10 protein-coding genes are annotated in these 9,627 nt (G+C 70.1%); 2 read left to right on the top strand and 8 right to left on the bottom strand.

The window, feature by feature from the left end:
- Positions 1-32: 32 nt before the first annotated feature.
- Genes AC1DU6_RS11775 through AC1DU6_RS11790 form a run of 4 tightly spaced genes read right to left on the bottom strand, consistent with a single transcriptional unit; the run spans position 33 to position 3,109 of the window.
- Positions 33-866 carry a substrate-binding periplasmic protein gene (locus AC1DU6_RS11775; protein WP_477857366.1) on the bottom strand — a complete coding sequence of 278 codons (834 nt, stop codon included), beginning with the start codon at positions 864-866 and terminating at the stop codon, positions 33-35.
- Positions 867-921: 55 nt separating this feature from the next.
- Positions 922-1,689 (bottom strand): PhaM family polyhydroxyalkanoate granule multifunctional regulatory protein, encoded by a 768-nt coding sequence (locus tag AC1DU6_RS11780; protein WP_056205372.1) that lies wholly within the window; start codon positions 1,687-1,689, stop codon positions 922-924.
- Between the two features lie 29 nt (positions 1,690-1,718).
- Entirely contained in the window at positions 1,719-2,627 is a 909-nt protein-coding gene (locus AC1DU6_RS11785; RefSeq protein ID WP_477857368.1) for a TraB/GumN family protein, read from the bottom strand.
- Positions 2,624-3,109, bottom strand: a complete 486-nt coding sequence (locus AC1DU6_RS11790) for a retropepsin-like aspartic protease family protein (RefSeq protein WP_157282209.1) — start codon at positions 3,107-3,109, stop codon at positions 2,624-2,626. Before AC1DU6_RS11790 ends, AC1DU6_RS11785 begins: the two co-directional genes overlap by 4 nt.
- Positions 3,110-3,174: 65 nt before the next feature.
- On the opposite strand from AC1DU6_RS11790, the gene AC1DU6_RS11795 reads away from it, so the two are divergent.
- Positions 3,175-3,651 (top strand): BON domain-containing protein, encoded by a 477-nt coding sequence (locus AC1DU6_RS11795; protein ID WP_457350447.1) that lies wholly within the window; start codon positions 3,175-3,177, stop codon positions 3,649-3,651.
- A gap of 52 nt (positions 3,652-3,703) precedes the next feature.
- Complete coding sequence (locus tag AC1DU6_RS11800) at positions 3,704-4,528, top strand: DUF6279 family lipoprotein (RefSeq protein WP_477857371.1); 825 nt, start codon at positions 3,704-3,706, stop codon at positions 4,526-4,528.
- A 9-nt stretch (positions 4,529-4,537) separates the two neighbouring features.
- On the opposite strand, the gene AC1DU6_RS11805 is transcribed toward AC1DU6_RS11800, so the two are convergent.
- Genes AC1DU6_RS11805 through AC1DU6_RS11820 form a run of 4 tightly spaced genes read right to left on the bottom strand, consistent with a single transcriptional unit; the run spans position 4,538 to position 9,106 of the window.
- Positions 4,538-5,836: an ABC transporter permease gene (locus AC1DU6_RS11805; RefSeq protein WP_477857373.1), complete on the bottom strand. Its 1,299-nt coding sequence runs from the start codon at positions 5,834-5,836 to the stop codon at positions 4,538-4,540.
- A complete protein-coding gene (locus AC1DU6_RS11810) occupies positions 5,836-7,143 on the bottom strand; it encodes an ABC transporter permease (protein WP_056205381.1) in 1,308 nt (435 codons plus the stop codon). Before AC1DU6_RS11810 ends, AC1DU6_RS11805 begins: the two co-directional genes overlap by 1 nt.
- Positions 7,143-8,426 carry a TolC family outer membrane protein gene (locus tag AC1DU6_RS11815; protein WP_477857375.1) on the bottom strand — a complete coding sequence of 428 codons (1,284 nt, stop codon included), beginning with the start codon at positions 8,424-8,426 and terminating at the stop codon, positions 7,143-7,145. Before AC1DU6_RS11815 ends, AC1DU6_RS11810 begins: the two co-directional genes overlap by 1 nt.
- Positions 8,423-9,106 (bottom strand): ABC transporter ATP-binding protein, encoded by a 684-nt coding sequence (locus AC1DU6_RS11820; RefSeq protein ID WP_056205385.1) that lies wholly within the window; start codon positions 9,104-9,106, stop codon positions 8,423-8,425. The genes AC1DU6_RS11815 and AC1DU6_RS11820 overlap by 4 nt, the downstream gene beginning before the upstream one ends.
- Between the last annotated feature and the right edge of the window lie 521 nt (positions 9,107-9,627).

Genomic DNA, 9,627 nt, shown 5'->3' on the forward strand with positions numbered 1-9,627 from the left:
GGCGAGGGGCAGTTGGCGAGGGGCAGTTCATCTCAGCCTTCGATGACCAGCCAGTAGGCCGGCTTGTGCAAGGGCGTCTCGGGCGGCAGCAACGGATTTTTCAGCAACAGCTGGCGCCGGCGGGCCAGGTGGTGGCGGCGCAGCAGGTCGCCGAAATACTGCTGGAAGAGGCGCGCGAGGCTGCCGTCGCTGGCCGCGGCCTCCATGCCGCGCTGCAACTCGGCCGCCAGTCGTGGCCGGTCCGGGCGCACGAAGAGGTAGGAAGCCGCCGGATAGCGCAGCAGCACATGCGGCTCGATGACGAGGTCATGGGCCGCCGGCGTGGTCGCCTCGTCGTCGATCTCGAAGACGGCGCGCGGGAAGTAGTCGATGCGGCGCATGCGCAGCATGTCGAACAGCGCCTCGTAGCGGCTGATGCCCTGCACCGGCAGGCCGTTGGCACGCAGGATGGCGGTGTCGGGCCAGTCCTGGCCCTGGCCGGCGACGTAGCGGGAGAGTTCGTTGAGGTCGTGCAGGTCGCGCCAGCGATCCACGTCCTCGGGGCGGACGAAGGCAACGCGGCAACCGATGAGGCCGCGGTCCATGGGAACGCGCACCGGCAGCAGCCGGGCCTCGCGCTCGATGCTGGTCATGGTCCAGCACAGATCGATCCGCCCGCTGCGGTCGGCCAGTTCGCGCACGACGCGCGCCTGCGTCATCGGCACGGGCGACTCCATCAACTCATAGTCGGCACCGCTGCGCGTGATGGCGAGCTTGATGACGGCCTGCATGTAGTGCCACTGCGGCACGCGGCCGGGTTCGTGCTGGGGATAGACCAGCGGTGCGGGCCGCGCGGGCGCCTCGGTGGCGCAGGCAGCCGTGAGCATGACCAGCAGCGGCCGGCGCCTCATCACCCTCCCGTCGCGCCGGTTCGCCTTCGCCTCAAGGCTTGCGGCGCGCGCTGCTGCGTGGCTTGGCCGCCTTCGCGGCGGCGGTCTTCGCGGCCGGCTTGGGCGCGGCGCCGGACGCCAGGCCCTTGGCGACGCCACCCACCACCGCCCCGGGCACGCTGGCCGCGCGCTTCAGCGTTTCGCTGGCGGCGTCGAAGCTCTGCTTGACGAGGTTGCCGGCGAGGTTCTTGGCCGCATCGGTCGCGGTGTCCTTCATGGCCGAGGTGGCCAGCTGCGTGAACTGCTGGCTCAGCGCCGTCCACCACTGCGTCGGGTCGACGACGGCGGCCGGGTTGTCGGCCACGGCCTTGGCCGCATCGCCGGCCGTCTTCACGGTCTTGGCGGCGACCTTGCTAGCGGTATTGGCCGTCTTGGTCACCGTCTGAGCCGCAGCCTGGGCCACCGGCGCCGCGGCGGCCAGGATTTCGGGTGGGATGCCGGGCCAGGAGGTGCCGTCGCCACCGGTGGGCAGCTTGAGGCTGTCGCGCAAGTCGGCCAGCGGCACGTTCATCGACTTCAGCGTCGACAGCGTCATGCGCTGCACCTCCAGCGCCTGGATGGTGGCGGCCAGCATGCGGGCGTTCTGCTCCAGCCAGAACTGCACCGTGCGCAGCTCCTCGATGCGCTTGGAGAGCTCCTCCGGGTTGAGCGTCGGCGCCACCCACTGGCCGATGCCGGGCAAGGCCGAGCCGGCGTTCTTGACGAGGCCCTGCAGGAACTCGAAACCGGGCACGAACTTGGTGAAGCTGTTGTCGCTCATGTCTTGTCTCCTGTAAGGGCACTTCCATCCTACTTGCTGGGCAGCAGGGCTTCGACAATAAAACCCTGCTCGGCCAGCAGCTTGGGCAGGGCCCGCGGGCCGCTCATGTGCAGCGCGCCCACGGCCACCAGCAGGCGCTGGCCGGCGCCATGCAAGGCCGCGATGCGCTCGGCCAGCGGGCCGTTGCGATCGTCGTTGACTCGCCTGAACCAAGCGCGTTCGGCCGGGCTGTCGGCGCAGGCGCACCAGCGCGGATAGTTCGCCAACGCCCCCAGGTCACCGCGCGACCAGGCGCTGCTGAGCCGGCGCAGCGGCTCGCGCATCTGGCCGCCGCGCAACTGGCGCAGGGTGCCGTCGACGATGGCGGGCAGCTCGGCCGCCGCAGGCTCCAGCGCCTGCAGCTGCTCATCGACGCTCTCCAGCGACTGCACCGGCCGGCCCTCGCTCCTGGCGCGCGCCAGCAGCATGACGTCCTGGCCAAAACCGGCATCAAAGCCATCGCGGCGCGCCTCCATCAGCGATAGCATGCTGAGCTGCAACATGACGGGCAGCGCGCTCAGGGCACCAGGCGACAGGCAGGCGGCGCGGGCCTGGGTGTCCAGGCGCTGGGCCAGAGCCGGCGGCAGGGGTGCGGCTTTGGGCATGGCGGCCAGCACGGCACCGACGTCGGCGGGGTCGAGCTCCACGGCCAGTACCTCGGTCTGCGCCCAGGCCGCGCGCAGGGCCGGCCCGGCATAGGCCCAGTCGGCCTTGCCGACATGCAGGCTGCCGAACAGATAGCTGCTGTGGCCGCCACGGCTGATGCGCCACAGCAGGCCACGGTCCGGCGCCTTGGCGGCCCAGGTGGCGGCCTGCTCGGCACTCGGCAGGGCCGGCGCCGGCGGGCAGGCGGCATGGGCACTGCCGACGAGAAAGGCCAAAAGGAGGGCGCGGATCATGGGCGGGGTTCGATACGGAGTTCACCAGGTTTCTGGCTGAAGTGCAGGCGACCGAGCACGTCCATGCCAAGCAGCGGCGCGCCCAGGTCGGGCAGCACAGTCACCATCAACTTGTCGGCGCGCACGCCGCCTTCCAGCGCAACGTCGGCCCGCGCAAGAAAGCCGCGCGTGGCGCCGGCCGCGGTATGGGCGCGCACGGCGCCCAGCGGCTTGAGGCCGGCGCGCTCCGCCAACACTTGCGGCAGGGCCGTCGTGGTGGCGCCGGTGTCGACGAGGAAATCCACCTCGATGCCGTCGACCCGGCCGGGCCAGTGGAAGTGGCCGTCGCCCCCGCGCGTCAGCACGATGACCTCGCCGGCAAGCTGGAAGCGGCTGGCCTCGCGCTCGTGCTCCCACAGCTTGAAACCCAGGAAAATGCCCAAGCCGATCAACAGCCAGATCGTCATCAGCTTGAGGGTGTGCGGCAGATCCTGGTGGGACACGGGGGGCGACTGAGGCGAGGGTTTGCGCGGGACCACACGATACCCGGCCCCACCAGAATGCCTTCATGACGCCGCCGCCCGCCCTGCTCATCGCGCTGCTGCTCGCCGGTGGCAGCGATGAGCTGGTGTTGAACCGCTTCAACGACCCCTTCGAGGCCGTGTCGGCCGATATCGCCGATTGCCCGGAGCCCCGCGGCCCGCGCATCACGGCCGCCGAGGCCCGCGTGCAAGCTCACCATCGCGCCGAGCGCGGCACCACCTGCTGGCTCAAGGGCGAATGCAGCGAACCCAATGCCTTCCGCTATGACGCGACCATTGCCGGGGCCTTGCGTGCCAAGCTGAACGGCACGGCCGCCCTGCATCCGAGCAGCCTGTGGCTGACCGTGCAGGGCCGGGTCGTTTACCTCGAGGGCTGCGTCGGGCGTGCCGAGCAGGCGACTGAGCTGGAGGCCCAGGCACGCGGGTTGCCGGAGGTGCAGCAAGCCCTGGCCCTGGTGCGGGTCGGCCAGGGCGGCGTCGTGCCCTACCGGCGCATGAATTGACCTGCAAGACCCCAGGCGTGACAACGCCGCCCTGCCTTGTCACGATGGCCCCATGCAACTGCTGAAGCGTTTTGCCACCCTCTTCGCGCTGACGGCCCTGCTGGGCCTGATCGGCTGCTCCAGCCTGACGCTGGCCTATGGGCAGCTGCCACTGCTGGCCGGGCTTTGGGCGGACAACTATCTCGACCTGGACAGCCCGCAGCGCGGTCAGCTCAAGACGCAGCTGCAGGCCTGGCAGGCCTGGCACCGCCGCGAGGAGCTGCCGCAATGGATTGCGCTGGTGGGCCAGGCCCATGCGGCGCTGGACGACGGCGTCACCCAGGACGAACTGCTGGCCCTGGAGCGCGGCGCGCGCGCCAGCGTCGAGCGTTGCCTGCAGCACGCCGCGCCGCTGGCCGCGCCGGTGCTGGCCAGCCTGCGGCCCGAGCAGTGGCAACACCTGGAAAAGAAGATGGCCGAGAAGACGACCGAGTGGCGGGAGAAGCAATCGGGCAAACGCGGGCCCGACGAGCGCGCCAAGCGCTACACCAGCAACCTCGAACGCTGGCTGGGCGACCTGGACCGCTCGACCCGCAAGCAGGCCGCAGCCGACGCTCGCAGCTGGCATTTCGACCTGCCCGTCATGGCCCAGGCCCGTGCCGCACGCCAGGCGCGGCTGGTGCAGGCCCTGCGCGCCTGGGCGCGCCAGGACCTGGCCGCGGGCACCGTCCTGCTGATGCAGGACTCACAGACCCAGCCCACCGAGCAGCCTTATCGCGAGCAGATCGTCGCCAGCCTGCTGAAGCTGCTCAACAGCCTCGATGCCGAGCAGCGGGCCGCCATCCGCAAGCATTGGGCCGACTGGGCGGCCGAACTGCGCAGCCTGCAGGCGGCCTGAACCCGGGCTTCAACTCCTCAGGGCGGCCACCGGTGCCAGGCGCGCCGCGCGCCGGGCTGGCACCCACACGGCCAGCTGGCCCAGGGCCCACAGCGCCAGTGCGCCAGCGGGCAGATAGCCCCAGGGCAGGCGCGGCAGTTCGTAGCTCTGCATCAGCAGCTGGCTCAGGGCCCAGGCACCGGCCATACCGATGAGGATGCCGGTCGTCGTCAGCAGCAGGTTCTCGAGCTGGAAGTAGCGCAGGATCTGGCCCTGGGTGGCGCCCAGAGCGCGGCGCGTGCCGATCATGCGGGTGCGTTGCTGCACCCAGAAGCTCGCCAGGCCGACGATGCCCATGGCCGTCACCAGCAGCAGCGACACGCAGACACCGCCCATCAGCCAGGCCATGGCGCGGTCCTGGGCGTAGAAGGACGAACGCATCTCGGTCAGGCGCTGGCTCTGCGTGACGACACGGCCCTGGTCGCCTTCTTCGAGCACCGCGGCCGCGGCCTTGATGCGCGAGTCCAGCTGGCCCGGCTCGGCGCGGATCACGTACGAGCCGCCGCCGCGCAGCGGCAGGATCATGGCGGCACCATCACCGTCGCCACGGGCGCGGTGCAGCTGCGTGTGCGTCAGCGTCTGGACGACGCCGATGAGGGTCGACGGCGAGCGGCCGAAGATATAGACCTGCTTGCCCAACGCCGACTGGCCGGGGAAGAGCTTGTCGGCCATCACCTTGTTGATGATGAGCTGCGGGATCTTGGGATCGGAGACGCTGAAGGTCTGGAAGTTGTCGAGCACCTCGTCGGCCGTGAAGTTGCGGCCCTCCAGCAGCTTGAGCCCGAAGGTCGGGATCATCTGTTCATCGGCCGCGTATTGCGCTGCGCTGATGCGCAGGCCCTTGTTGTCGGGCTCAAGCGAGACGCCGCTGTTGTTGCTGTTGTTGCCGTAGACGATCTGGTTGGGCACCGTGGCCGCCTTGATGCCTGGCAGCGCACGCAGCCGCGTGAGGTCCTCGGACACGATGCCGGCGGTGCGCTCGGGCGGCTGGGGCTTGCTGCCGCGCAGGGTCAGCACGCCGATCTCGGTCTCGGCCATGCCGCTGTCGGTGTTCAGCGCCTCGACGCGGGTCTGGATCAGGTGCAGCGCATTGGTGACGATGGCGCAGGTCAGCGCCACCTCCAGCACGATGAGGCCGGCCGCGATGCGGTGACGGCGCAGCGTCGACAGGATGGGCGCGAGATCGCTCAGGGCCCGGCCAAACGCCCCGAGGGGGTTGCCGGTGGCGCGGGCTGGCGGGACGATGGACAGCGTGGAGGAGTCAGACATCACTGCACCTTCAGTTGGACGGCGGGGGTGACGAGGGCGGCACGCCAGGCCGGCAGCAGGCCGGCGAGCAGGCTGGCCAGCAGGGCCAGGCCCAGCGTCAGGGCCAGCATGCTGGCGTCGAGCTCGGCCAGCTTGGCGTAGTCGTTCGGGCTCTGGCGCACCAGCCACAGCCCGCCCTGGGCGAACAGCAGGCCCAGCAGCGCGCCGGCCAGGCCGAGCAGGCCGGCCTCGACGACGAACTGCTTGAAGATGTCGCCGCGCGTCGCACCGAGTGCGCGGCGCACGCCGATCTCGCCGCTGCGGCGCAGCGTCTTGGCCAGCAACAGGCCCACCATGTTGACGACGCAGACGGCCAGGAAACCAAAGGCCAGCCAGGTCTGCAGGCGCACGTCGGCGGGCAGCACCTTCTGCGCGCCCAGCCAGTCCATCACGTTGCGCAGGCGCACATTCGTCGGTCGCTCGTAGCGGCCGGCCTTGCGCTGAGCCTCGGAGTAGGCGACGAGGTAGTCGCGGTAGGCGGCGGCCTCCTCGGGCTTGGCAAACTCGACCCAGTACTGGATCCACGAGCAGCTCGCGTTCAGGTCCAGCGAGGTGCCGCCGTTGGCGCCCTTGGCCCAGCAGTTCATATTGCCCCAGTGGCCCATCTTCAGCAGCATCGCCGTCGAGAACGGCAGGTAGAAGTCCTCGGTCTCGGTGTAGCTGCCCAGGGTCAGGTCCCAGAAATGGGGCTGCACCTTCCAGGGCTTGAGCACGCCGACGATGCGCAGCGGCTGGCCGCGCACGATGACTTCCTTGCCCAGGCTGTTGCCGCCGCCGAACAGCTTCTCGTTCAGCGACGCCGAGATGACGGCGACACGCGCCTCGCCTTCGTCGTCGGCCGCGCTCCAGCCGCCGCCGTATTGCCACGGCGCGTCGAACATCGCGAAGAAGTCGGCCGACGTCATGCGCACGCTCGAGAAGATCGGCTTGGTCTGCGCATCGGGCAGGCCCACGGCGGTGTTGAAGCCGCTGGACATCGCCTGGCGCAGCGCCTTCTTGTCGCGCAGCAGTGCCGTCGCGTCATAGCGGCTCAGGTCGAAGTTGGGCTCTTCACCGGCCTTCCAGCTGACGATGTCCGACGCGTCGAGCTGCACGTTGAATAGGCGAGCGCTCTTGGCGGGAATGGGGTCGCCGGAGAGCACGTGATAGACGGTCAACGTCGTCATGCAGGCGCCGATGCCCAGGGCGAGCGCCATCACCATCAACGCGGAGAGGCCCTTGGCGGCAAGCGTGTTGCGCCAGGCGAGTTCGAGGTAGTGAAGAAACATCAGCGGTTCTCCAGAAGAGCGTTGACAGTGGCCAGTTCGGCGTCACCGAGGGAGCCGGCCGCCTGGTGCAGGGCGAGCAGGGCCAGCACATGGCGGTGGCGGGCCTGGGTCTGCGCGTTCTGCGCGCCGGCCAGGGTCTGGATGGCGAGGAGCAGATCGGTGGTGCTGCGCGTGCCCAGAGTCAGCCCGGTGCGCGTGGCTTCGAGCGCGCGCTCGGCGGCCTCGACGGCGACCTGCGCGGAGCGCAGCTGCACCGCGCCCTGGCCCACGGCCAGGTGCTGCGCCCTCACCTCGCGCAGCACGGCGCGGCGGCCGGCTTCGAGCTGCTCGCGGGCGGCATCCCGCTGAAAGCCGGCGCGGTCGGCCGCAGCGGCCACGGCGCCGCCGGCAAACAGCGGCACCGTCAGGCGCAGGCCGACCAGCGTCGGCGTGCGGCTGGCATCGATGGCCGACACGCCGCTACCTCCACCGACATTGCGGCGCTGGGTCGTGTCCACGCCCACGCTCAAGGTCGGCAGATGACCGGCGCGCGCGGCCGAGATGCGCTGCTCGCTGGCCTGCACGTCCAGCTGCAGCGCGCGCAACTCGGGGTTGGCCTGCAGCGCACGCGCGGTCCAGGCTTCGGCGTCGTCCGGCAAGGCTTGTGCATCCAGCGCACGGCGCAACGGCTGCAGGGTGGTGACGGGCACGCCGGTCAATTGGGCCAGCGCCTCGCGGGCATCGGCCAGGTTGAGTTCGGCGGCCAGCGTGTTGCTGCGCGCCAGTTCGCGGTAGGCGCGCGACTGGTCGGCCTCGACCTGGGCCGACAGGCCGGCTTTGAAGCGCGTGTCGGCCTCGCTGACCTGGCGGGCGAAGGCCTCTTCATTGGCGCGCGCCGTGGCCAGTTGGGCCTGGGCCGACAGCAGGCCGAAATAGGCGTCGGCGACGCGGGCCCGCGCGGCCTGCTCGGCGGCGGCCAGGCGCGCGGACTGGGCCGAGGCCTGGCTGCGGCTGGCGTCCCATTCGCGCAGCGCGGCCAAGTCGAAGAGGGGCTGGCTGATGCTGCTGGTCGTCGTGCGCGAGCGCTCGCCACTGCCGTTCTCGCGCTGCTCGCTGCTCTGCAGGTTCCACTGCGGCAGCAGCGCCGCGCGGGCTTCGCGTGAGGCCGCCTCCTGCGCGCCGTTGAAGGCCGCGGCCTGGCGCAGCAGCGGGTCGGCCGCGCGCGCCTGCGCCCAGACCTGCAGCAGGTCGTCGGCTTGCGCGGTGGCGCAAGCGATCAACAGCAGGAACGCGATGGTTTTCAAGCGGCGAGCTCCGCAGCCAGGTCGACAACCTGGCCGTCGATGACGTGGACATTGCGCTGCGCACGTGCGGCCAGCTGCGGGTCATGGGTGACCATGACGATGGTGGCGCCGTCGCGGTGCAGCTCTTCGAGCAGCTCCATGACGCTGCGCGCCATCGCGCTGTCGAGGTTGCCGGTGGGCTCGTCCGCCAGCAGCAGGCGCGGCTCGCCGGCCAGGGCACGGGCGATGGCCACGCGCTGTTGCTGGCCGCCCGAGAGCTCGGCCGGGTAGTGGCGGCCGCGGGCCGACAGGCCGACGCGGGCAAGCGCATCGGCGGCGCGCTTCTTGCGCTCGGCGCCGCCGAAGCCGCGATAGCGCAGTGGCACCTCGATGTTGTCGAGCACGCTCAGGTCGGGGATCAGGTTGAAGGCCTGGAAGATGAAGCCGATCTTCTGGTTGCGGATGCGCGAACGCTCGGCGTCGCCCATGCGGCTGACGTCGATGCCGTCGAGCTTGTAGCTGCCGCCGCTGAAGGCTTCCAGCAGGCCAGCGATGGTCAGGAAGGTCGTCTTGCCTGAGCCCGACGGCCCGGTCACGGCGACGAACTCGCCCTCGTTGACGGTCAGGTTGAAGTCGCGCAGGGCATAGGTCTCGACCATTTCGGTGCGGTAGACCTTCTGCAGTTTTTCCATCTGGAGCATGGGGGTTGTCCTGTTCACTTGGAGTGGGCGTGGTGGTCTAAGTGGCACTTGCTTGGTGGCAAGGTGCCGGGAGTCCCGCCCGGCGGCGGGGTAACTTTCTTCTGCGGCGCCAGAAGAAAGTCACCAAAGAAGAGGCGCTGAACCGCACACGATCGCGACGACGCCGAGAGCGGCGCGCGAAAACTCTCTGCATCGTTTTGGGAAGACGCGACCCGCTGCGCTCTCGCTGCTGTCCCTATGACGAGCACCATCCACCGCCCCTTCACGCCGGTTAACGCCGGCTGCACGCCGAGCTCACCAGGGAATACCGCGTCGCTCGGGCGACGCTGCATTTGGTTTTCTCGTGAGCCCGGCGTGCAGCCGCGCGTTAGGCGGGCTGAAACGGCGATGGGTGACGCTGCTGATAAGGACAGCAGCGAGAGCGCAGCGGGTCGCGTCTGCCCAATCACCGAGTGGCTGTTGCACGGCACAGCTCGTGCACGTGGTGCTGGTGTGCGGTTCAGGGCCTCTTCTTTGGTGAC

The sequence above is a fragment of the Roseateles sp. P5_B10 genome (genome assembly GCF_056400485.1).